Annotated in this window: 13 protein-coding genes and 1 pseudogene; 5 read left to right on the forward strand and 9 right to left on the reverse strand. The window is 67.0% G+C overall.

Annotated elements, in window-relative coordinates; all coding sequences use genetic code 11:
* Position 1: 1 nt before the first annotated feature.
* From BMX85_RS00990 to BMX85_RS01030, 9 genes are all read right to left on the reverse strand, one after another.
* Positions 2 to 2038, reverse strand: coding sequence for a beta-galactosidase (locus tag BMX85_RS00990; protein WP_177196620.1), 2037 nt, complete (start codon positions 2036 to 2038; stop codon positions 2 to 4).
* A 76-nt stretch (positions 2039 to 2114) separates the two neighbouring features.
* Positions 2115 to 5099 carry a TonB-dependent receptor gene (locus tag BMX85_RS00995; protein ID WP_177196621.1) on the reverse strand — a complete coding sequence of 995 codons (2985 nt, stop codon included), beginning with the start codon at positions 5097 to 5099 and terminating at the stop codon, positions 2115 to 2117.
* Positions 5100 to 5254: 155 nt separating this feature from the next.
* Positions 5255 to 6547: a glycoside hydrolase family 43 protein gene (locus tag BMX85_RS01000; RefSeq protein ID WP_090313776.1), complete on the reverse strand. Its 1293-nt coding sequence runs from the start codon at positions 6545 to 6547 to the stop codon at positions 5255 to 5257.
* Positions 6548 to 6696: 149 nt separating this feature from the next.
* Complete coding sequence (locus BMX85_RS01005; protein ID WP_229210223.1) at positions 6697 to 9816, reverse strand: TonB-dependent receptor; 3120 nt, start codon at positions 9814 to 9816, stop codon at positions 6697 to 6699.
* A gap of 194 nt (positions 9817 to 10010) precedes the next feature.
* Positions 10011 to 10265, reverse strand: coding sequence for an STN domain-containing protein (locus BMX85_RS01010; protein WP_143067872.1), 255 nt, complete (start codon positions 10263 to 10265; stop codon positions 10011 to 10013).
* The gene (locus BMX85_RS01015) at positions 10255 to 10485 is read right to left on the reverse strand and encodes a hypothetical protein (protein ID WP_090313779.1); all 231 of its coding nucleotides are present in this window, start codon (positions 10483 to 10485) and stop codon (positions 10255 to 10257) included. Before BMX85_RS01015 ends, BMX85_RS01010 begins: the two co-directional genes overlap by 11 nt.
* A gap of 134 nt (positions 10486 to 10619) precedes the next feature.
* Entirely contained in the window at positions 10620 to 13964 is a 3345-nt protein-coding gene (locus BMX85_RS01020; protein ID WP_090313781.1) for a TonB-dependent receptor, read from the reverse strand.
* Between the two features lie 61 nt (positions 13965 to 14025).
* Positions 14026 to 15003: a FecR family protein gene (locus BMX85_RS01025; protein ID WP_090313783.1), complete on the reverse strand. Its 978-nt coding sequence runs from the start codon at positions 15001 to 15003 to the stop codon at positions 14026 to 14028.
* Positions 14990 to 15568 (reverse strand): RNA polymerase sigma factor, encoded by a 579-nt coding sequence (locus tag BMX85_RS01030; RefSeq protein ID WP_090313785.1) that lies wholly within the window; start codon positions 15566 to 15568, stop codon positions 14990 to 14992. Before BMX85_RS01030 ends, BMX85_RS01025 begins: the two co-directional genes overlap by 14 nt.
* A 220-nt stretch (positions 15569 to 15788) precedes the next feature.
* On the opposite strand from BMX85_RS01030, the gene BMX85_RS01035 reads away from it, so the two are divergent.
* The 5 genes and pseudogenes from BMX85_RS01035 (at position 15789) to BMX85_RS01050 (ending at position 24059) form a co-directional block, all read left to right on the forward strand.
* Positions 15789 to 18209: a glycoside hydrolase family 2 TIM barrel-domain containing protein gene (locus BMX85_RS01035; protein WP_218147295.1), complete on the forward strand. Its 2421-nt coding sequence runs from the start codon at positions 15789 to 15791 to the stop codon at positions 18207 to 18209.
* Positions 18210 to 18212: 3 nt separating this feature from the next.
* Positions 18213 to 21158, forward strand: coding sequence for a sugar-binding domain-containing protein (locus tag BMX85_RS01040; protein WP_090313789.1), 2946 nt, complete (start codon positions 18213 to 18215; stop codon positions 21156 to 21158).
* Positions 21159 to 21471: 313 nt separating this feature from the next.
* Positions 21472 to 21633, forward strand: a pseudogene (locus BMX85_RS30865) (hypothetical protein); the annotation flags it as partial.
* Positions 21634 to 21715: 82 nt separating this feature from the next.
* Positions 21716 to 23020 (forward strand): rhamnogalacturonan lyase family protein, encoded by a 1305-nt coding sequence (locus BMX85_RS01045; protein ID WP_090313791.1) that lies wholly within the window; start codon positions 21716 to 21718, stop codon positions 23018 to 23020.
* Positions 23021 to 23318: 298 nt separating this feature from the next.
* Entirely contained in the window at positions 23319 to 24059 is a 741-nt protein-coding gene (locus BMX85_RS01050; protein ID WP_218147296.1) for a FadR/GntR family transcriptional regulator, read from the forward strand.
* Positions 24060 to 24281 lie beyond the last annotated feature (222 nt).

Here is a 24281-nt window from a genome sequence, read left to right on the forward strand (position 1 = left end):
TTCACTCAAGAACGTCGACCCCGTTTGCCCCCAGTAAGAGCGTGCCGCTGACGCTCTTACCGGTCAGGACGCTCTTCCTGGCGGCGTCGATCGCCACGTTGACCTGCTGGCGATTGGTGTTGACGTAGAGCGTGCGGCCATCGACCACGCGCGCGTAGACGCCGGCCGGCGTGACCGGCCCGCGCGCGATGCCGAGCTCGCGATACAGCTGAGAGTACAGCGGCGCCAGCAACGACGGCTGGGCCTGCGTCGCGACGTAGATCGCCCTGCCCTTGCCAAACCGGTTCGACGTCACGGCCGGCGGCGCGCCGTCGACATTGTCGAGCTTCGCGAGCACTTGTGCCGTCGACGGTTCCAGCACTTCATACGCGTGGATCGTGGTCTTGAAGCCGACGCCGCCGATGGTGCCGGCCAGCGCTTGCGGATGGGTGTAAAAGGCGTGCGTCTTGAGGCCGAAGACATCGGCCAGTCCGCCCGGCAGGGCCGTGTCGTACCACTGGTTGTTGCCATCCACCTTGGCCGACGACGCCGTCATCACCACCGTGCCGCCATTGGCGACATAGCGGCGCACGGCATCGGTGGCGGCGCGGTCCATCAGGTATTCGCCGGCCAGCACCAGCAGCTTGTAGCGGCTCAGGTCCTCGTAGGTGACGGCGACGACGGCGGTGTCGATGTTGTCGTTGTAGAGCGGCGCGAAGGCACTGTATTTTTGTTCCATATACGGCGTGGCGTAGTATTTCTTGACCCGTCCCGCCGCCAGCAGCGAATCCCACGAATACGAGATGGCCACCTCCGGCTGCATCTCGCGCGGAAAGCCGAGTTTCTGCATGGTCTTGAACTCGCCGGCCAGGCCGCCCCATTCGTCAAGCTTCCAGTTGGGCGTGTCGTCGTGGTCAAGCAACCCGAACAGGATCTGCTCCTCGCCGCCCAGGTGGCTGTTGAAGGTCCAGGCCAGCACGCCCTGCCCGCCATTGAGCAGGCCCAGGTAGGCCAGCATGCGCGAGCGGCCCGGTTCACCGTAAAAACCCTCGCCGCCGGCCTGGAACTCGTTGAACCACACCGGCGCGGACATGCCGCCCTTCATCATCATGGTATCGAAAGCGCCTTGCAGCGGATCGGTCGCGTAGTAGCCGAATGCGCCGTGGGTGGCGTAGCGGCGGTAGCTTTGCAGCCAGTCGAAGCCCAGGCGCGGACCGTCCGGCCACAGGTTGGACAGGGCCGGCTTGCCAGGCGCGTGGCGCTTGCGCACCGACTCCAGGTCGCTCAGCAGGTCGATCGCCGCCGCCGACCAGAAGCGCCGCATGTCCAGATACCGTTCGCCCGGGCTGCTGTTGTCCGGCAGGCGGATCTGGTCCCAGTCGCCGATGGTGCGCGACCAGCGCTGGGTCGCCCAGGCCTTGTTGAGCGCGGGTAAATCCTTGTATGTCGTTTTCAGCCAGGCGATAAAGCGCTGGCGCGTCGCTTCCGAGTACGACATGTAGCCGTTGCCCATCTCGTTGTTGTAGCCGATCGCGACGACGGCCGGATGCTTGCCATACCGCTCGAGCAAGGCCCCGGCGAAGCGGTGCAACAGGCGCCGGTAGTCGGGGTCGGAAATGTCGAGCATGTAGCGCCGCGACGGGTATTGTTTGCCGCCGTCCTCCTTGACCAGCGTGGCGCCCGGATACCGGTGGTGCAGCCATTGCGGCGCGATCGAACCGCCGATGTCGAGTACCACCTTGATGCCGGCCGACTGCATTTGTTCCATCACCGCGTCGAAGGCGGCGAAGCTGAACCTGCCCTCGGCCGGCTCGTAGTAATCCCACGACAGGTCGCCCATGCGCACCACCTGCAGGCCGGCCTGCTTCATCAACGCAATGTCGCGCGTGATCTGCGCCGGCGAACGGTCGACCGGCTGGTAGTTCACGCCGACGAACAACTGTCCCTGCGCCACCCAGTCGGCGCGCGTGCGCGCCTGCTGCGCCATGGCCGGCGCCGCCGATACCGCCAACGCCGCCAGCAGCGCCGCCCCCATTTTCTTCATGACCGTCGGTTTCATCTTGTTATTCCTTCAGTACAAAGGCCGCGTCCGGAGGGGCGCGGCCTTGCGGTTGCCGAAAACGTCCGTGCGGGGCCTAGAACTTGTAGCTCAACCCCACCACCGCCGAGCGACCCGAGTGCACGTACAACAATGTGTCGTTGCGCTGCGAGTCGCGGCTGTAGCGCAGCGGCTCGTCGGTCAGGTTCTGGCCTTCGAGCGAGATGCGCAAGTTTGGCGTGAGCTGGTACGAAATGCTCGCGTCGATATTGGTCATGGCGTCGACCGTGGTGAAATCATGTCCCAGCACATCGCCCTGCACCGCGTTCAGGTAGCTGGAGCGATGCGCCAGCGAGGCGCGCGCGCTGAACTTCTGGTCCTCGTAATACAGCGTGAAGTTGTGCGCACGCGGCGACAGTCCGGTGAAGTTGGCCGTCACCGATTTCAGCTCGTTGGCCGCCGTGGCCGGGTTGTCCACGCGGGTGATATAGGTGATTTTCGACTTGACGTAGGTAAAGTTCGCCAGCAAGCCGAAGTTGCGCCAGACGCCGGGCAGGAAGTTGAACGGCGCCTGCAGGTTGAACTCGGCGCCATTGAGCGGCCCGCCCGGCGTGTTGACCTTGCGGCTGACGATCACCGGGTCGCCCGGCTGGATCGGGCAGGCCGGCGCGCCGCCCGTGACCGAGCAGCCGCTGTAGACCAGCAATTCGTTCGGCAGACCCAGCGTGTTGTACGCGACCCGGTCCGAGACGGTCTGGATGAAGCTGTCGATCTCCTTGCGGAACAGGCCCAGCGACACCATCGCGCCCTTGTCGTAGTACCACTCCGCTTGCAGGTCGTAGGTCTTGGCGCGGATCGGATCGAGGTTGCCGTTGCCGATGTTGACGGTGCCGGCGCCGTTGGGCACGGCGGCCACCGGCGCCAGGTCGATGTATTCCGGCCGCGACAAGGTTTTGCCCGCCGAGAAGCGCAGGAACACGTCCTTGGGCAATTGCGCGGTCAGGTTCAGCGCCGGCAGCCAGTCGCGGTATTTCTTGACGACGTAATTCGGCTGCAGCGTGCCGCCGACATTGATCAGCGCCATCGACGTCGCCTTGGTCTCGGCGCCGCGCACGCCGACGTTGCCGCGCCAGGTGATGCCGCCAAGCTCGTAGTTGAAATCCACCATGCCGTACAGCGCGTCGATCTTTTCCTCGACCCCGCGGTTGGCTTGGCCGAGCAGCGCGTAGGTCGACCCCGGCACGCTCGAGCAGTGGCATTCGATGTCGTAGACGGCGCGCAGCTTGTCGAGGTCGACCGCCGCCCACGACGACGGCACGCCGGCGCCGAGACCGCTGCCGAAGCCGGAGATCTGCCGCGAGATGTCGGCCACGGTGGTGCCGGCCGGCAGGCGCAGCCCGTTGCCGCCGGAGCCGATCTCGACATTGTGCCAATCGTTTTTGCGCGAGGAGAGGCCCGCCTTCAACGTCAGGTTGTCGTTGAGTTCGAAGGCGCCGTTCACTTCCGTCGTGCGCAGGCGGTTCCTGGTGTTCAGGTAGCGGCCGGTGAACTGGCCGTGCAAGGTGCCGTCGGCGTCCTGCGGCCCGAACGTGAAATTGTTGGGGTTGGCGACGTCGACGCCGAAGTTGAGCGCCGGCACGTTGCGGTTGTTGCGGAAGTCGAAGGAAAAGTTGTCGACGTTGGGCGAATCGAACTGCACCGTCGCGCGCATCGGCTCGTCGAGTTCGGAGTTCGAGGTGCCGTGCAGCAGGTTCACCTTGAAGCGGTCGCTGAAGCGGTGGCTGCCGGAGAACACGTGCTGGCGGAACGTGGTCGTATAGATATCGAGCAGCCCCTCGCTGCGGACGTCGACGTCGTTGAACTTGCCATAGTCCCAGCTGCCGTTTTGGTCGAAGTGGGATTCGACGATCGACGTCTGCGGCTTACCGTTGGCCTGTCCCAGCGTACGGCCGAACGAAATCGCCGAGATGTAGTTGTCGTAACGCTTGTTCTCGAACTTGCCGTACATGAGGTCGAGGTTCGCCTCCGTGTCCGGGCTGGGACGCCACTGCAGCGAGCCGGTCAGGCCGGTGCGCTCGTAGTCGGTGATCGATCGGCGGTAGCGCGGAATGCGCGGCGCGAACGCGCCCGAGCCCGGCGCCGGATTGGCCACCGTGCCGCCGTAGTTGTCGGTGCGGCCCATGACGTCGTTCCACGCGGCCAGGCTGGAGGTGCGCGGCGCGCCGCTGCCGCAGTTGAGCGCGTCGCTGCCCTTGAGCGCGTCGTTGCCCGGGGTTTGCGGCGCGACGCCGACCGGCGAGCAAAAGCCGCCGTCGGCGCTGGCGCTGAGCAGGTCGACCGCCTCGTAGCCCTCCTCCTGCGCGCGCCGCCTGGCGTATGCGCCGGAAACCAGCGCGCCGACCTTGCCGTACGGGGTCTCCCAGCGATCCGACAGCAGGCCGGTGAAGCGCGGCTGGGTCTTCTTCGACAGGTCGTTGTGGAATTCCTGGGCGCCCAGCGAGGCGGTGCGGCCCTTGAAGTCGAACGGGCGCGCCGTGCGCAGGTCGACCGTGGCGCCGAGCGAGCCCTCCTCGACCGCCGCCTCCGACGTTTTGCGCACTTCGAGGCTGTTGAACAGCTCGGAGGCGAACACCGAGAAGTCGAAGCCGCGTCCACGGTTGGTGCTGCCGTTGATGTCCGACGCGCCGGTGGCGGCGACGCCTTCGATGCCGTTGATGCGCACGCGCGTGAAGCCGGCGTTCAGCCCGCGCACGGTGATCTGCTTGCCTTCGCCGCCGTCGCCGCGCGCCAGCGCCACGCCGGGCACGCGCTGCAGCGACTCGGCGAGGTTGGCGTCCGGGAACTTGGCGATGTCCTCGGCCTTGATCACGTCGACGATGCCGTCGGCGTTCTTCTTCGTGTTCAAGGCGCTGTTCAAGCTGGCGCGAAAGCCGGTGACGACCACCACGTTGGGGTCCGGGGCGGCGGCTTGCGTGGCGGGCTGCTCCGCTTGCTGCGCGTGCGCGCACGATGTCAGCGCCGCGATCGCCAGCGCGATCGCGTTCGGCCGCAGCCGGTATCCATTGGTTTGCTTCGAAATCATCTCATCCCTCATATTGTTGTTTGAAACACTGTCTCCTGCGTGCTGCGCCTGTCCCTGCCGCCCCTGCCACGACCCCGGCGCGGGCGCTGGCGGCTGTTGTCGGATTACGCTGCGCTAATCCGACCTACGTTTTTGTCATTTGTCGTGTCCTCCTTTTACGGCCTGGTGGTCGGATAGGCGGCGGCCAGCGCGGCCGCTTCGGCGGCCGTGATCGGTAAGATTGCGCCGTGCTTGGGGAGTGGATCGGGAAACTTCACCGGCACCACTTCCCAGCGCGGCGTGTCCAGACTCTTGCTGCGCAAGGCAACATAGGTCTTGTCCGGTATCCAGCGCTCGATCCACAGGTAGTGGTAATCGCCGTTGACGTCGCCCGGGTTCGACTTGAACACCAGCGGCGCCTCGGTCTCGGGCACGCCCACCACCGCCGCCAGGCAGCTCTCGACCGTCCGCCATTGCCCGCCCGGCGCGCGCAGGTCCGCCGACTTTTCGTGCACGATGTCGTGGCAGTTGCCGTGCGCCTTGTCGATCGACTTGGTGAAGCGGTGATACATGTCGCCGACCTTGGCCACGGTCGAGTCGATGCGCCACTCGCCCGGTTGCCACACCTGCGCCTCGGTGAACGTGACGAAGTCGCGGGTGGTGGCGTACATCGGCGTGTGGTAGTCGTTGGCGCCGATCTTCGAGGTCCAGAACACCACGTAGGCGCCGATCGACGCGTCCCAGAAAGCCTCGGGCGCATAGGTGTTTCGCACCGTGTCCGGCGCCACCAGCACGTCGCGTTGCGCCGACCAGTTGACCAGGTCGTGCGATTCCCACACCTGGATGTAGCGCCTGCGGTCGGGTCCCGGGACGCCATTGGTCGCGCCTTTGAACCATTTCAGATCGGTCGCCATCAGGTAAAAGGTGTCGCCCTCCGGCGAACGCACGATGTACGGATCGCGCAGGCCGGTGGTGCCCAGGGTGGAGGTGAACACGGGCTTTCCGTTGTTGAGCTCGCGCCATTCGAGGGCGTTGTTTCCCTTCGACAGGCTGAAATGGATCTTCTCTTCCTTGAACGTGAAGTGAACGAACAGATAGGCCTGGTCGGGCGCCCTGGCAAAGGCCTTGACCACGCGCACCGGGATGTCCTTCGTGGCCGTTCCGGCGCCATGCCGGATGGTCGCGCGCAGCGTGACGTTGGCGTCGCGTTCCCTTGGCCGGGTCACCTCGCCGGCGGCGCTGACCAGTTTTTCGTCGCTCGACGACCACGTCACCGTCGCGCCGTCGACGCTGGTCGGCAGGGTCAGGTTGCCATAGGCAGCCCGGGCATTGACGACGCTCAGTTCGCCAATGGCGCGCGCAAGCGGAGCCGGCAGCGACGGCGGTCGCGCCGCGCAGGCGGACAGCGCCGCCGCCAACAGTGCGGCCGGCCACGCCGCCGCCATATACCTATAATTCTTGCTCAACATAATATTTCCAGCCTTTCAGGTGCGTGCCGGCAGCGGTGATACCGCCGCGCCCCAACGCCGGCGCCAAAAAAATCCCGCACACCGAAGTGCGCGGGAGAAAGACCCCGACGGGAGACGCCGGCGGGAGATGCTCGGGGACGCCATGCGTATCAAAACTTGTAGCCGACGCCGGCGTAGTAGCGGCGGCCGTTCCAGGCCAGATCGTTCTTGCGCAAGCCGCTGCCGGCCGTGGTCTGCGTCACCTCGTCGGTCAAATTCTTGGCTTCGACCGAAAGCGTCAGGTTGGGCGTGAGGCGGTACTGGATCTTGGCGTCGAGGTAGCCGTTCGCCTCCATATAGATCGGGTTGCTGGTGTTGACGTCGTTGGCGCCGGTGTAATAGGCGCTGCGATAGTTGTACGCCAGGCGCGCGTTGATCTTGCCCTGGTCGTACCACAGCGAGGCGTTGTAGCTGTTCTTCGACATGCCGGGGAACGACAGCAAGCTGCCGTCGAGCGGATTGATCAGTTCAGCGCCGCGCGCGTAGGCGTAATCCATGCGCGTGTAGTTGGCGTCGACGCCGAAGCCGCCGAGCCAGCCGGGCAGGAAGGTCAGCGCCGTGCGCCCCGCCAGCTCGAAGCCCTTGGTGGTGGCGCCGGCGAAATTGACGGTGGTGCGCACGTCCCACAGCCGGCCGTCGCCGAACAGGTCCTTGCGCACCGTGACGTTTTGCTGGATCGAGGTGGCGATGTCCTTGCGGAAGTAGGCCAGGCTGAGCTGGCTGTCCCGGTTTGGATACCATTCGACCGACACATCCTTGTTGGCCGCCCGGTACGGCTTCAGGTCGGGGTTGCCGGCCGTGCAATCGTCGGTGCCGTCGCCGCCGAACTGCGTGCTGCCGCTGTTTTCCAGGCAGTTGATGGCGGGAGTGAGCTTGTCGATCGCCGGGCGCGACATGACCTTGCCATAGCCCACGCGCACTGCCAGCGTGTCCGGTGCCAGCCAGGTGGCGGCGTTAAAGCTGGGCAGATAGTCGTTGTAGCTGTTGTCGCGGGCGGCGATGGTGTTGGCGATGATGCGGTCGTCATAGGTGGGCAGGCCGGGGCCCTTCTCCACGCGGCGGCGGTACTGCTGCAGCCCGCTCGACCTGGTGCGGGTGCCGCTGTAGCGCAGGCCGACATTGCCCTCGATCTCATAGCCGAACAAGGCGTGGTCGAAATCGAGCCTCAGGTAGGCCGAGCGGATGCGTTCCTCGGTATCGTAGGCCGGCGGTTGCGGATAGAGCTTGCCGTCGCGCCCGAGCGCCTGGCGCACGTCGTCGTGGTTGAAATGGGACGTGTCGAAGAACGGCACGCCCGCCTGGTAGCTGGGCGACATCCAGTTGACCGGGTAGCCGCCGATGCCGGCGCCACGCAGGAAATCGGGCGATGTCGCGCGCACCGCGTCGACCAGTTGCCGCATTTGCTGCGGCCCGACCCAGATTTCCGAGTTATTGCTGTTGAGGAAGGATTGGCTGGTGGCCGGACGCTGGCCGCCGCCGCTGTACAGGGGATCCCAGTTCCACAGCTGCGTGACATTCGCCGACTTCACGTCGAGGTCGTCGGCGGTGCTGGCCAGGTTGGCGCCGTTGTCGATCAGGTAGCCGCCACCGTTGTACTGGAACATGCGCGTCTTGCGGGCCTGGCCGCCAAACCAGATTTTATTGATGAACGGCAGGCCGGTACGGTAGCGCAAGTCCAGCTTGACCTGGTCCTCCAGGCTTTCGGATTCGGTCGGACGATAGCTGAGCTCGGCGCGGGTGTACGAGCTGGCCGCGGTGGGGTCCCACCCTTGCGGAAACACGAAGTGCGGGCGGCCGTCGGCATCGAGCGTGACCTTGAGTCCCGGCGCGTTCTGCACCAGGCCCAGATAATTGCTGTCGTTCTCGTAGGCCGAGCCGCTCTTGGCGACCAGCGCCTCGACATCCCAGGCGCCCTTGCGCCAGTTCAGTCCGGCCGAACGGTACTGGGCGACGTTGCGTTGGGCGAAGTCGCGCGCGCTGGTGCCGAAGGCGCCATAGCCGCCGCGACCGGACAAGGCCTGGCAGCTGCCGACCACGTACTCGGTGACGTGGTGGTCGGTCACCACCATGCCGGCCGGCGTGGCGGTGGTGGTGGCCGGAACGCAGGTGCCGGCTGTGGCGACGGTGCCGTTGGCGGCGTAGACGGGGCCCCTGCCGGCGTCGGCCAGGCGGTTGACGTCGGCCAGTTCGGTGCCGTAGGTCAGATCCTGGTAGCGCGCGTCCTGCTCGTTGCGCTGGTAGCTGGCGAACACGCTCAGTTCGTTGCTGACCTTGTACTGGGCGGTGAACTCGCCCGACTTGCGCTCATGCGAGCGGGTGCCGATCACGTAGCGCGGCACCGACGGCGAATAGTCGAACCATTGGCGCTCGCACTCGGTCGCGGCCGCGCCGCCCAGCGCGGCGCAGCCGCTCTTGGCCGTGACGGCGGCGGCGCGCGCGTTCATCGATTCCACCGTCTTGCCGGGCGAGAAATCCCAATCGCGCAGGAAGCGCCAGCCCGTGTTGCGCACGGTGTCGCCCTGGGTATGCACCTTGTCGTAGGTCATGTTGGCCATCAGCCCCAGGTCACCGTTAAGGAATCGGTCGGCGATCAGCAGGCTGGCGCGCGGCTGCACGCCGGCGCGCAGGGTGTTCTTCTGGCCGGCGAGGTTGCCGACCACGGTCAGCTTCTTGAAGTCGAGCGGCTTGTTGGTCTTGACGCTGACCGTGCCGCCAATGCCGCCTTCCGTCATATCGGCGGTGATGCCCTTGAAGACGTCGATCGACTTGATCAATTCGGCCGGCAATTCGCGCAGTTCGGCGCCGCGCCCGGCCGTGTTGTTGGTGCTCAGCACCGACAGGCCGTTGATCTCGACCCGGTTCAAGTCCGGTTCGACGCCGCGAATGGCGATCTGGCTGCCTTCGCCGAAGTCGCGCGACAGCTGCACGCCGGTGATGCGCGACAAGGCCTCGCCGACGTTCTTATCGGGAAACTGGCCGATGTCCTCCGCCACGATCGAATCGGCCACCGTGCCGGCGCCCTTCTTGCGGTCGATCGCCGACATCACCGACAGGCGCGTGCCCGACACCACCACCACCTGCCCGGCGGCCGGCCCGGCATCGAGCCCCTCCGGCTTTTCCGGGGCCTCCTGCGCTCCCGCGTGGGCGCCCAACATCGATACCACGGCGGCGACGGCCGCCGCGCAGCGCTGGCGCCGCGGACCGGCGCGCGCGATTAACGTCTGTTCCACTATTGTCTCCTGTTTTTATCAGCGCCCGCCGAGCGGCATCGCCGCGCGCGGGGCGCGTGTTTTCGCTGCTCCTACTGCTTATGACGGGCGGAATTTGGGTTTCCTACGCACCACAAAGGCAATGCGCGTATCACTCATGGAATTGATTGATTGCGGGGCCGCGGCGCGCGGCGGCAGTCGGCCGGGATGCGCCGTCAGGCCAGCGCGGGACGGTGTGGCTCGACCACCGCGGCCACCACCAGCACGGCGCCGCTGGCGGACTGGCGGGTGGTCAGCGGCGTGTCCGCCAGCAGCATGGCGAGCGCCACGCTCACCGGCAAGACGCCTCTGACGTCGTTGGTGACGATGCCGGCAAGGTCGGCCGTCGAAGCGAGGATGTTGATATGCGCCTGCCGCGCGAACTCGGCGATGGCGTCGGCGGCAGGCGCCGCCGGCACGTCAAACCGCACCCGCTGCCCGGGCGCCGATGACGATATGGTCGTCGGCGAGTGTGAGCGGTACGCCGAGGTAGGCGCAGACGTCGCGCGCGAACAGCTCGCCGTGGTTGATCGGATAGCGGCCGACAAAGGTCTTGGCCGCCAGCGCCGGATCGGCGACGATGATCATGCGCGCGCCATAGCGGTTGAAATCCATCACGACGTCGATCAGGGTTCGGTTCACAAAAATCATGGCACGCTTCCCGCGCGGGCCGGCGGTGGATTGGGAGCCTGGTGCGGCGGGAGCGCGCGGGCCCTTGATACGCGCGCTCCTACCCATATGACGGACGGCGCGGCCGTTTCCTACGGCAGCGGACGGAAACTTTGCTACAGCGCGTAACCGAGGCTGACGAAGTAGCGGCGCCCGCTCCACGAATATTCGTTGGGCCGGGTGATGGCCCCGGCCGTCGTCAGCGTGTGCTCGTCGCCGAGGTTGCGGGCCTCGAGCGCCAGCGACAGGCGCCGGCCCAGCTGGAACTGCAGCTTGAGGTCGAGAAAGCCTGCCGCCTCCACGAACAGCGGATTGCCGGTGTTGGTGTCGTTCGAGCCGGTGTAGTAGCCGGCGCGCCGGTTGTACACCAGCCGCGCGTTGAGCGGGCCGCGGTCGTACCACAGCGCCAGGTTCCAGGCGGTCCGGGACATGCCGGGAAACGGCAGCCGGCTGCCGTCGAGCGGATTGACCAGCGCCGTGCCGGGCGCGTAGTTGTAGCCCATGCGGGTGACGTTGCCGTCCAGCCCCAGCCCGCCGAGCGGCCCGGGCAGGAAGGTCAGCGCGGCGCGCACTGCCGCCTCGATGCCCTTGGTGGTGGCGCCGCGCGCGTTGACGGTGGTGAGCACGTCGAACCGGCTGCCGTCTCCTAGCACATCGGTGCGCACCGTGACGTTGTTGCGGATGGCGGTGTCGATATCCTTGCGGAAGTACGCCAGGCTGAGCTGGTTCTGGCGATCCGGATACCATTCCAGCGACAGGTCCTTGTTGGTGGCGCGGTAGGGATGCAGGTCGGGATTGCCGGCCGTGCACTGGTCGACGCCGTTGCCGCCGAATTGTGGATTGCCGCTGTTGATGGTGCAGCTGATATTGGGCGTGAGGCGATCGATGGCCGGACGCGCCATGACCTTGCCGTACCCGGCGCGCAACAGCAAGGCGTCCGGCCGCAACCACGCCGCCGCGTTGAAACTGGGCAGGAAATCACGATAGTTGTGGTGCCTGGCGACCGGCGTGGTGCCGAGCAGGCGGTCGTCGTAGGCGGCGCCGCCCGGCTCCCGCTCGACGCGCTGCAACAGGCGCTGGCGGCCCACCGAGTCGGTGCGGGTGCCTGCGTAGCGCAGCCCGACGTTGCCCTCGATGGCGCGGCCGAACAGCACGTGTTCGTAGTCGAGCCGCAGGTAGGCGGCGCGTATGCGCTCTTCCACACGGTATTGCGGCGACTGGGCGTGGACGGCGCCGTCGCTGCCCGGCGCCTCGCGCAGGCGCGCATGGGTGAAGACGGCGGTGTCGAAAAACGGCGCCGCCGCGTTGAAGCTGGGACTGGTCCAGTTGGCCGGAAAGCCGTTCAGCCCCGCCCCCGCGAGGAAATCGGGCGAAGACGAGCGCACCGCCGCCACCAGCGCGCGCATCTGCCCGGCGCTGACCCACTGCTCGCTGTTGTTGGCGTCGATGAACGCCTGCCGCACGGGCGCGCGCAGCACGCCGCTGGTGTTGAGCGGATCGTAGTTCCACGTATAGCGCACATTGGACGACTGCACCGACAGATCGTCGGCCGTACCGGCCAGATCGTCGCCGGCGTCCAGCACATGGCCGCCGTTGGCGTAGCGCTGCGAGCCGTACTTGCGGGCCTGCACCCCGACAGCGATCCGGCGCACCAGCGGAAGCCGGGCGCGGTAGCGCAGGTCGAGCTTGAGCTGGTCTTCGTACGTATCGAGCTCCACCGGGTTGTAGGTCAGCTGGACCTGGGTATAGGCGCCCGCATCGGCGGGGCCGGCGTGATCCGGGAAGACGAAATGCGGAAAGCCCTGCCCGTCCAGACGCACCTTGAGCCCGGGGGCGTTGAGCACCAGGCCGAGGAAGTTGCTGTCGTTGCTGTAGCGCCCGGCCGAGGTGGCGACCATGGCGTCGGCTTCCCACGGCCCGCGACGCCAGTTGACGCCGCCGGAGCGGTAGCTGTTGTCGACGCGCTGGCGGAAATCGCGCGCTTCGATGCTGAAGGCGTTGCCGCCGCCCCGCCCCGGCACGGCCAGGCAGTCGCCGACCACGTATTCGGTCACGTGGTGGTTGGTCACCACCACGCCGGCGGGCGTGGCGCCGGCCGCCGGCGTGTCGCAGGCGCCGCCGGAGGGCACGCCGGCGCCGTCATAGGTCGGCGCGCTGCCGGCGGTGGCGAGGCGGTCGGCGGAGGTCAGGTCGGTCGCATAATTCAGATCGCTGAAGCGCGATGCCTGGCGAAAACGCTGCAGCGATGCGAACGCGCTCAGCTCCTTCCCGAACTGGTATTGAGCGGTGAACTCGCCGGTGCTGCGCGCGTGGTCGCGGCGCAGGATGCCATAGCGCGGATTGCTGGGGCTGTAGTCGAACCACTGGCGCTCGCAGTCGGCGCGGTCGGCGGCGGCCAGCGCGGCGCAGCCGCCGCTGGCGCCGACGGCCGCCGCCACCGGATTGAGCGAGGGCACCGTCTTATCGGCCGACAAGTCCCAGTCGCGGATGAAGCGCCAGCCCGAATTGCGCACGCGGTCGGCCTGGGTCAGCACCTTGTCGTGCACGACGTTGGCCATCAAGCCCAGGCGGCCGTCGAGTAAACGGTCGGCCACCAGCAGGTTGATGCGCGGCTGCACGCCGCCGCGCAGCGTGTTGCGTTCGGCCGAGACGGTCGTCACCAGCGTGAACTTGTCGAAATCGAGTGGCCGGTTGGTCTTGATGATCACCGTGCCGCCGATACCGCCCTCGGTGAGGTCGGCGGTGACGCCCTTGACGACGTCGATCGACTTGATCAGCTCGGACGGCATTTCGCGCAGGTCCGGCGCGCGCACGCCGCCCTCGGCGGTCGACAACACCGACATGCCGTTGATCTCGATGCGGTTCAAGTCAGGCTGCACGCCCCGGATGGAGATCTGGTTGCCCTCACCGAAATCGCTGGAGATCTGCACACCGGTGATGCGCGACAGCGCCTCGCCGACGTTTTTGTCGGGAAACCGGCCGGCGTCCTCGGCCACGATGGAATCGGTGATCGTCGCCGCCGTCTTCTTATGCCCGATGGCCGAGGCAATGGCCTGGCGCGTGCCGGGCACCAGCACCACTGCTGCCGGCGTGTCGGCGTCCGCCACCGGGGCCGGGGCCGGCGGGGCCGCCGGCCCCGGCCCTGCCTCCGTGATAAAAATGGCGCCGCTCGGCATCAGCTTGCCGGCCAGGCCGGTGCCGGCCAGCAGCACCGCAAGGCCGTCGGCGACGCTGTAATCGCCCCGCAACGCGTTGGCGCGCAGCCCCGCCAGCTTTTCGCCCGACGCCAACACGTTGACCTGCGCCTGGCGCGCGAAGCGGCCGATGGCGTCGGCCGCCGGGCCGGCCGCGATGTCGAACGGCCTGGCCGGCTGCTGCGGCCGCGCGCCGGCCGCCGCCTGGGCGGCCAGCAGCGCGCCCACCAACATCGTCGCAACGCCACCGCGATGACGAACCAGCATCTTGCATGTCCCCTTTGTTTTTATTGGTCCCGCGCCTGCATGTTACGGTGTTGCGGTATTGCTAGCGCCTGGCGCGCGGCGCCTCCCCGATCACGATCCGGTCGGCGGTGACCAGCACCGGCACCGCCAGGAAGGCGCCGACATCCCGGGCGAACAGCTCCGGCGCGTCGATCTGGTACTGGCCCACCAGGGTCTTGCCGCCCAGGCGCGGGTCGCCGATGACGATCTGCTTCGCGCTGTAGCGGTTGAAGTCCGCCACCGCATCGCTCAGTGTCTGGTTCACGAAGACGAGCTTGCCCTCGCGCCAGGCCAGCCTGCTGGCGATCTCGTCTGGCCGGCGCGAGACCGCGATGGCGCCGCCCCGGGCGTTGACGGCGGCGCTCTGGCCGGCCGTCAATAACTGGCGCACCGGGCCAGACACAATCTCGACCGTACCCTCGGTGACGGCAACGTCCGCGCCACCGTCGCGGCGGCGCACCGCGAAGGCGGTGCCCACGGCCCGCACGGTGGCGTTGCCGGCATCGACGACGAAGGGCCGGCTCTTGTCCTTGGCCACCTCGAACCACGCCTCGCCGTGGAGCAACGCCACCTTGCGCGTGCGCCCGCCGAAATCGACCTCCACCCTGCTGTCGCTGTTGATGCTCGCCACCGAACGGTCGGCCAGCGGCACCTTGCGGAACTCGCCCTTCGCGGTCGCGTAGAGCTGACCGGCCGGCGCCGCGTGAAACAAGGCGCCCACCCCGAAGACGGCCACGCCGGCGGCCATCGCCCCCAGGGCCAGCCACGCCCGGCGCGGTTGGGTCCGGTGCCAGGACGCGCCCGCCCATTCCAGCCGCAGGCGCTCACGGCCTGGCCGCAGCGACTGCTGCACCGTGGCCCGCGACAGCGCGTTGTCGATCGCCGTGGCGCGCAGAAAAGCGCCCTGGTGCCGGATGTCGGCGGCGTACCAGGCGTCGAACTCGGCGCGCTCCGCGGCGCCCAGCCTGCGCTCCGACTGGCGCACCAGCCAGTCCATTGCCTGTTGATCAATGATGGACATTTTTTTTCCTGCCTGTGCGGGAGGCCGACTTCATCTCGATGGCGTCCTCGTGCAAGCCGACGCGCGCGACCATTTGAGCGATCAGATTCATTCCCTTCATTGTCTCTTGTTCGACGATACCCTCCGAGATGCCCAAGGTCTGCGCGGTTTCGATCTGCGACAGGCCGTAGATGCGGCGCGCCCGGAACACCGCCTTGCAGCGCTCCGGCAGATTGGCGATGAGGCCGATCACCCATTTCAGTTCGGAGCGCGCCTGCACCACCCGCTCGGGCGACGGCGAGCCGTCCTCGATCTCCAGCTCGTCCAGACTGGCCATGGCCTCGATGCTGACGATGGCCTCGCGCCGCAGGCGGTCGATGACGACGTTTTTGGCCGTCCGCACCAGGAAAGCCTTCGGCTCGCGCACGTGCGCCATGCTACCGAGCATTAACACCTTGTAATAAACCTCCTGCACCACGTCGTCGATCTCGGCCGGCCCGGAACAGACCCGGCGCAGGATAAGCCGCAACTCCGCCTCGAACGGCAGAAAATTTGAAGTTACCCAATCGACAACATCTGAATCCATGCGCGCTTTCCTCTTCGGTATATCAGTATGACGGTCGGCAAAACGATTTCCTATGGGGCGATGCAGAAATAATTGTCCCCGCGGCCGATACCGGGGGTTTCGCTCAAAAAAATGACTGTTGCCGGCGCCACGTAGGAAGTTGGCGCCCCAAGCGTCATATTGAATGAGCCGGTGCGGAGAGGCCGCCGGTGCATTCACGATTAAATCAATTAGAGACACCATGATAAAGAATGTCAAAATCTTATTAATGTTCATCGCCTGCGTTGTCCACGCCCTGGCCTTCGCCCAGGCCGGCGGGATGCCGGACGAGGTCAGGACCCGCCAATTGTTCAACTTCGGCTGGAAATTTCATCCGGGCGACGCCGCGCAGGCCCAGCGCCCGGACTTCGACGACAAGGCGTGGCGCCGGCTCGACCTGCCGCACGATTTCCAGATCGAACAGCCATGGGACCAGAAGGCCAACCGCAGCCTCGGCTTCAAAGCGCCGGGGCTTGGCTGGTACCGCAAGACCTTCCGGGCCGATCCGGCGTGGAAGGGCCGGCAGGTGCTGCTCGATTTCGAAGGCATCCTGATGGCCGGCGAGGTCTGGGTCAACGGCAAGAAGGTCGGCGGCACCCACTACGGCTACCTCGGCTTCGAGGCCAACATCGCCGACGTGCTCGACTACGGCGGCGACAACGTGGTGGCGGTGCGCGCCTCGAACAAAGATGGCAATTCGCGCTGGTACACTGGCGGCGGCCTGTTCCGCGATATCCACCTGGTCGTCAAGGCGCCCATTTCCATCGCGCGCCACGGCGTGTTCGTGACCACGCCAGCGATCTCCGAATCCAACGCCGACATCAACGTGCAGGTGGAAGTGGCGGGCCTGAAGGAAAAGACCGACGCCATTGAAATCCGCGCGCGCATCTTCGGGCCGGACGGCAAACAGGTGGGCGCCACGCGCGGCATGGTGCCGCCGGTGCGCAACCTGGCGGAGATCGAGGTTCCACTGCCGACCGTGGGCGTCGCCGCCCCGCGCCTGTGGTCGACCGAGGCGCCGGCCATGTATGCGGCGGAGGTCGAACTGCTGGCCGGCGGCAGGGTGATCGACAGGGTAAGCAAGCGCTTCGGCATTCGCAGCATCGAATTCTCGAAGGAATTCGGCTTGAAGCTGAATGGGAAAAAAATCTTCCTGCGGGGCGTGGCCAACCACCACGACCTGGGCGCCGTGGGCGCCGCCGCCTACCGCACCTCGATCGCGCGCATGATGGACCGGCTGAAATCCTTCGGCTTCAACCATATCCGCACCTCGCACAATCCGTACTCGGAGTCGTTCCTGGAACTGGCGGACGAAAAAGGCATTCTGGTAGTCGACGAGCTGTACGACAAATGGGGCAGCACGCGGGCATGGGCCGGCAGCGCGCCGTGGAACGACCTATGGTTCGGCAACCTCAAGGAATGGATCAAGCGCGACCGCAACCATCCGTCCGTCATCATGTGGAGCTTCGGCAATGAGTTGCAGTTCCAAGAGGAGCGCTGGGGCTTCCCGACCGGCGACTGGGGCAAAACAACCTACCGCATCATGGACGTGGTGGCCAAACGCTATGATCCGACCCGCAAGACCACCGTGGCCATGTACCCGGCGCGCGCCAACGGCATCATCAAGGCCAATCCGGCCTTCAATATCCAGGAAAACATCGTGCCGCCGGAATTGGCGACGATCACCGAGGTCGCCAGCTTCAATTACACCTGGGTGGACTATCAACAATACCTGAAGCATGCGCCGAACATGATCATCTACCAGAGCGAGGCCGTCACCAACGAGCTGGCGGCGCCGTACTTCGGCATGGACCGCGACAAGATGGTGGGCCTGGCATATTGGGGAGCGATCGAATACTGGGGCGAATCGGACGGCTGGCCGAAGAAGGGCTGGGCGTACTCGTTCTTCAACCACGCGCTGGAACCCTTCCCGCAGGCGTGGCTGATGCAAAGCATCTTCAAGCCCGAGCCGCTGGTGCACATCGGCGTGGTCGACAACGAGGGCGAATCGAAGCTGTGGAACGACGTGATGGTCGGACAAAAAGTCGTGTCCTCGCACTGGAACCGCCAGCAAGGCAAGTCCTACAACCTGTACACCTACACCAATGCCGACGAGGTCGAACTGCTGGTTAACGGCAAGTCCATCGGCGTGCAACGGAATCCGACCGAGGTCACCCGGCGCAACACAATTTACTGGAAGGATGTGCCCTACGCGCCCGGCACCATCACCGCGCTGGCGCGCACCGCCGGCAAGGTCGTCGCGCAACATCAACTGGAAACCACCGGCAAGGCGGTGGCGCTGAAGATCGAGGTGGAAAACCCGCACTGGAAGGCCGATGGCCTCGATCTGCAATATGTGCGCGTGTACGCGGTCGACGCCAAGGGCCGCAAGGTGCCCACCACCGGCGGCGAAGTGAGCTTCGAGGTGCGCGGCGCGGCGCGCCTGATCGCCGTCGACAACGGCAACCACTGGAGCGACGACCTGTTCGCGGGGAACAAGAAAAAGCTGCACAACGGCTTTGCGATGGCGATCCTGCGCGCGGAGCAAAGGGCCGGCACGGTCAGGCTGAGCGTGACGGCGCCGGGCTTGCAAGGGGCGCAGCAGTCATTCGAGGTACGCTAGATCGTGGCCCCCTCCATCGACCGGCGCCGCTTCATCGCCTGCGCACTGGCCTCGGCGGCGCCGCGCATGTTCGCCCACCCCCTGCCGGCCACGCCCGCGTCGCCAGGCGCGCGCTCGCTGGCGGGACGCTGGCGCTTCGCGCTCGACCGCGAAGACGTCGGCGCCGGCGCGCGCTGGCATGCCGGCCCGCTGCCGGCGGCCGCCACCATCGCCCTGCCCGGCATCTTGCAAACCCAAGGTTACGGCAACGAGATCACGGCCGAGACGCCGTTCGTGGCCGCGCTGCCGCGCGACATGCGCTGGTACCTGCTGCCGCAGTACCAGGCCTACACCAAACCCGGCAACGTCCAGGTGCCATATCTGTCGCAACCGGTGCGTCACTACCTCGGCGTGGCATGGTACCAGCGCGAGATCGTGATTCCGCCGGCCTGGCACGGCAAGCGCATCGCGCTGACGCTGGAGCGCCCGCGCTGGCACACCAGCGTCTACCTCGACGACAGACCGGTCGGCACCTGCCGTTCGCTGGTGGCGCCGCACGAATTCGAGCTGGGCCTGCTCGACGCCGGCCGCCATCGGCTGTCGGTGCGCATCGACAACCGCATGCAGCAGCCGGACTACCGCCCGGACGGCCACGCGGTGTCCGATGCCGAGGGCGCGACCTGGAACGGCATCGCCGGCCGCATCGAGCTGCGCGCCACCTCGCCGGTCTGGATCGCCGACGCCCAGGTCTACCCCGACCTGGCGGCGAATTCGGCGCGGGTACGGCTCGCCTTCGGCAACCTCGGCGGCCGCGACGGCAACGGCACCGTTTCGGCCGGCGGCGTCACGCTGCCGGTGCGGTGGACCGCGGACGGCGGCACGGCCACGCTCGAGGTGCCGCTGCCGCACGCCCGGCCCTGGTCGGAATTCACGCCCGAGCTGCAACACCTCACCGTGGCGCTGAGCGGGAGCGATGCCGCCGACCAGCGCCGGCTCAGCTTTGGCATGCGCGAGATCAAGACCGACGGCAACCGCATCCTGCTCAACGGCGACCAGTTTCACCTGCGCGCCACGCACGACGGCGGCGGCTTCCCGCTGACCGGTTTCCCCGCCATGGACGTGGCGACCTGGAAGCGCATCATCGGCATCTGCAAGGAATGGGGCTTGAACGGCATGCGCTTCCATTCGTGGTGCCCGCCGCAGGCGGCATTCGTCGCCGCAGACGAACTGGGCTTTTACATGCAGCCCGAATGCGGCATGTGGAACGCCTTCGACAGCGGCCACCGGATGCTGGACCTGCTCAACGACGAGACCGCGCGCTTGCTCAAAGCCTACGGCAACCATCCGTCGCTGGTGATGCTGGGCGCCAGCAACGAGCCGGCCGGCGCCTACCATACCGAACTGCCGCTGTGGGACGCCAAGTGGCGGGCGGCCGACCCGCGCCGCTTGTACTGCGACGGCCCCGGCCGCTGGCCGGCGCCGCCCGGCGGTCCCGGCACGCCGTTCGCCGCCGACTACCTGGTCACCGGCACCGGCGCGCGCGGCACCCCGGGCTGGATGGGCGCCGATTACGAGCAGGGCTTGAACAAACTCAGGCTCGGCACCGAGATCCCGTGCATCGCCCATGAAATCGGCCAGTATTGCGCCTACCCCGACTTCGACGTGATCGCCAAGTTCAACGGCAAGCAACAGCGCTACGCCGCGTTTGCGGACGGCGTTCCGGCCGGCATGCAGCCATATATGCATCCGGGGAATTACCTCATCATGCGCGACTCCGCGCGGGCGCACGGCCTGCTGGCGCGCAACCGCGAATTCGCCCAGGCCTCCGGCCGCTTCCAGGTGGCCTGCTACAAGGAAGAGATCGAAGCCAACCTGCGCACGCCGTCCTACTCCGGCTATCAATTACTGGAACTGCACGACTACCTGGGCCAGGGCGGCGCGCTGGTGGGCGTGCTCGACGCCTTCTGGGAAAGCAAGGGCTATGTGACGGCGCGGCAATTCCGCCAGTTCAGCGGCCCGACCGTGCCGCTGGCGCGCCTGGCGCGGCGCGTGTTCACCACCGGCGACACGCTGGCGGCAGCGGTCGAGATGATGCATTTCGGACCGCAACCGATCGCCAAGGTCGCGCTGGGCTGGCGCATCGTCGATGAGGCCGGCCGCGCCTGGCTCTCGGGGAGCTTGCCGGTGCGCGATCTGCCGCGCGGTAAAAACATCGCGTTCGGCACGATCCACGCCGCCCTGTCGGCCTTACCGGCACCGGCGGCATACCGGCTCGAAGTGGCGTACCCGGGGACCGAAATCGGCAACAGCTGGTCGCTGTGGGTCTATCCGCCGGCGCCGGCCAGCGCCGGGCCAGGCGCGCCGGACGGCGTGCTCGTGACGGCCTCGTGGGACGCGGCCAGGGAGGCCTTGTCGGCCGGCGGCAAGGTCTTGCTGTTGTCGGGCCAACCCGGGGCGCCGGCGCCGGAACTGGCGCTGAGCCGCACGCCGATCTTCTGGAACCGCTTGATGAACCCGAAGCGTACCTGGATGCTGGGCCTGTGGATCGACGCCCGCCACGCGGCGCTCAAGGGCTATCCGAGCGCGGCCCATTGCGACTGGCAATGGGTCAGCTTGCTGGGCGATACGACGGCGATGAACATCGAGACGCTGCCGGCGGCCCTGGCGCCCATCGTGCTGCCGATCGACGACTGGAACCGCAACCTGCGCCTGGCGATGCTGTTCGAATGCCAGGCCGGCCCGGGCCGGCTGGTGGTCAGCGCCTTCGACCTGTCCGACCAGGCGGTCGCCCGCGACGCCGGCGCCGGCGCGCTGCGCGACTCGCTGCTGGCCCATCTGGCCAGCCCGGCTGGGACGCCCGCCGCCAGCATCGCGCTGGCCGCGCTGGAGGCGTGGATGGCGGCACGCCACCGCGCGCCGCCGATGGTGCTCAGCCCGCCGGCCAGCGGCGACGTAGCCGACCCGGGCTGAGCGTGACCGTCCCCAGTCGCCGCGCCGGCCGGCGTGGCGCAACCAGGTTTGCGCGGTGGTCCGGACCGCACTCCCCCCATCCCGACTCCGGACCAACGGCAAAAAGCGGCCCGCCATGTGGAGACATTGGCGGGCCATCGTCACCGCGCCAGCCTTGGCGCGGCAACTTTTTCCTAATGGTGTATCGATGACTACAATAAAATCAGTCGCATCATGACTGCTGCTGGCCTGGGCCGCCCACGCGGGCCGCGCCGGCGCCGTCGTCACTTCGCCCGGCAAGCAAGTCGAGTATCTCGACCGCGGCGTGGTGGCCATGCTCAATGGCGCAGGCAAGCCGTTCATCAGTTGGCGCGTGTTGGCCAGCGATCCGGCCGGCGTCACCTTCAACCTCTACCGGGGCGGCTCGAAACTCAATAGCAGTCCCCTGTCCGTGACCAACTGGACCGATAGCGGCGGCAGCGCCAGCAGCGCGTACTCGGTGCGACCGGTGGTCAACGGTGTCGAACTTGCCGCCGCCAACGCCGGCACCGTCTGGTCCGCAATCGAAGACCGTTGCGGTGCAAAAGCCGACCGGCGGCACCACCCCGGACGACCTGGCCTACACCTACGAGATCAGCGACGGTTCCGCGGTCGACCTCGATGGCGACGGCGTCTACGAGATCGTGTTCATCTGGGCGCCCACCAACGCCAACGATAACAGCATCGACGGCTACACCGGCAACACCTACATCGATGCCGTCAAGCTCGATGGCACCCGCATGTGGCGTATCGACCTGGGCAAGAACACCCGCGCCGGCGCCCATTACAGCCCGTTTGTCGCATACGACCTCGACGGCGACGGCCAGCGAGAACTCATGGTCAAGACCGCCGATGGCACCGTCGACGGCGTCGGCGTGACCATCGGGTCGGCCGCGGCCGACTACCGCAACGCGGCGGGACGCATCCTCACCGGGCCGGAATACCTGACCGTGTTCAACGGCCTGACCGGCGCGGCGATGAAGACCGTCAACTACTTGCCGGCACGGGGCACGGTGGCCGCCTGGGGCGACAGCTACGGCAACCGGGTCGACCGTTTCCTGGCCGGCGTGGCCAACCTGGACGGCGCGCGGCCGAGCGCGGTGTTCTCGCGCGGCTACCACACGCGCGCCGTGATCGCCGCCTGGGACTGGCGCGACGGCGCCCTCACCAGCCGTTGGGTGTTCGACAGCGACGTCGCCGGCGGCGCCGCCGCCGGCCAGGGCGCGCACTGGTTTTCCGTGGCCGACGTCGACGGCGACGGCAAGGACGACATCATCTACGGCGCCGCCACCATCTCCAGCTATGGCACGCTGATCTATAGCACCGGCCTGTGCCACGGCGATGCGCTGCACGTCGGCAAGTTCAATCCCGACCTGGCGGGCCAGCAAGTATTCATGGTGCACGAGGATCCCGGTTGCTACGGTAGCAAGGGCATGGAAATGCACGACGCCGCCACCGGCGCGATCTTGTGGAGCACCAGCGGCGAAGGACTCGATGTCGGCCGCGGCACCTGCATGGACATCGATCCCGCCTACGCCGGCGAGGAGTGCTGGAGCACGGTGGGCGGCGTGCGCAGCGCCACCGGCGTGCTGATCGCCAATGTGCAGCCCATCGTCGGCGGCGGCGCGGTGGCGCAGGCGGCCAAGGCCGGCTATCACGGCACCGGCTACCTGAACTTCCCGCCCAGCGGCGGCAGCGCCGAGCTCAAGCGAATCAACGGCGGCGCCGGCGGCGCCAGGACGCTCACCATCCGCTACGCCAACGGCGAGGCCGCCGCGCTGACTGACGTGTTGCGGGTGAACGGCACGGCCTACACCATGACCTTCCCCAGCACCGGCGGCTGAACCAGCAGGGCCACGACGACGCGCACCGTCAACCTCGCCGCCGGCCAGGACAACACGCTGCGCTTTGAATCGAACGGCCAGGACCTGGCGTTCATAGACGAAGTCACGGTGCCGTAGAGGCCGGCGCCCCGGGGCGCTGGATCTGGGCGCCGTGCACATGACGTGGCGCCTCGGTGACGGTGCTGTGCGGCGGCGGCGCCTCGAATCCCGGCCCGTTGCGGCTTTTACGCTACAATCGCCGGCACTTTGAACAACGTTTCCGGCGACACCGATGGCATACCAGGATAAAAAAGAAGATGTGCCAGATGGCTTGGAGGACGCGCTGGGCGAACCGGACCGCAACATGACGCGGCGCATCGTCGACAGTCTGGGGCTGGCCATCGTCACCGAACAATTTTCGCTGTCGGCGCCGTTTCCGGTCGAGGCGGAATTGTGCAAACAGTTCGGCGCCAGCAGGACCATCGTGCGCGAAGCGGTCAAGATGCTGACCGCCAAGGGATTGCTCAAATCGCGCCGGCGGGCGGGCACCTCGGTCGAGCCGGAACACAGTTGGAATTTGCTCGATCCGGACATCCTGCGCTGGATGCTCGAGCGCAAATTCTCGCTCGACTTGCTGATCGATTTCACGGAAGTGCGCATGGCCATCGAGCCGCGCGCCGCCGGCCTGGCCGCGCATAGCGCGTCCGGGCCGCAGCGGCGCGCCATCGTGTTGGCCACGGAACGCATGTTCGCCGCCGAACGCGGCGAGGATGACGGCCTGGAGGCGGACATCGCATTTCATACGGCCGTGCTGGCGGCAAGCAATAACCGCTTCATCCGCCAGTTCCGCGACCTGACCGAGGCCACGCTGCGCTTCAGCATACGCCGCACCAACGAATACGCCGGCGTCACCCGCGCCTCCGCCCGCGGCCACGCGCTGGTGCAGGAAGCCATCATCAAGGGCGACCCGGCGCTGGCGCGCCAGTTGATGACCGAGCTGCTGCAAGGCGCGCTCGATTTGCTGCTGGCCGCCGCCGACCAGGCACCGCGCCACAGATAACCCGCCGCGTCGGCGCCTGCCGGTACCCGATTACGCTACGCGATCATAACCCTCCCAGGGAGGTCCACCCATGCCGCATGCGGCCGCTCATATGCAAAATGAGTATGGGTCGGCAAATGGCGGCCGCCCGCGCCGTCGGCGCGGTGGTGCGCGCGGGGCACCGCCAAATCAAAGCGCCTTAAGTACTACAAATGAAACGCCATTTTTCCCCACTCAAAATCC

It is taken from the genome of Duganella sp. CF517, from assembly GCF_900110275.1.
Taxonomy (GTDB): domain Bacteria; phylum Pseudomonadota; class Gammaproteobacteria; order Burkholderiales; family Burkholderiaceae_D; genus Rugamonas.

Coding starts and splice junctions, on each gene's coding strand:
- BMX85_RS00990 (WP_177196620.1), bottom strand. CDS start 2,038: ATGAAACCGACGGTCATGAAGAAAATGGGGGCGGCGCTGCTGGCGGCG.
- BMX85_RS00995 (WP_177196621.1), bottom strand. CDS start 5,099: ATGATTTCGAAGCAAACCAATGGATACCGGCTGCGGCCGAACGCGATC.
- BMX85_RS01000 (WP_090313776.1), bottom strand. CDS start 6,547: ATGTTGAGCAAGAATTATAGGTATATGGCGGCGGCGTGGCCGGCCGCA.
- BMX85_RS01015 (WP_090313779.1), bottom strand. CDS start 10,485: ATGATTTTTGTGAACCGAACCCTGATCGACGTCGTGATGGATTTCAAC.
- BMX85_RS01020 (WP_090313781.1), bottom strand. CDS start 13,964: ATGCTGGTTCGTCATCGCGGTGGCGTTGCGACGATGTTGGTGGGCGCG.
- BMX85_RS01025 (WP_090313783.1), bottom strand. CDS start 15,003: ATGTCCATCATTGATCAACAGGCAATGGACTGGCTGGTGCGCCAGTCG.
- BMX85_RS01030 (WP_090313785.1), bottom strand. CDS start 15,568: ATGGATTCAGATGTTGTCGATTGGGTAACTTCAAATTTTCTGCCGTTC.
- BMX85_RS01035 (WP_218147295.1), top strand. CDS start 15,789: ATGATAAAGAATGTCAAAATCTTATTAATGTTCATCGCCTGCGTTGTC.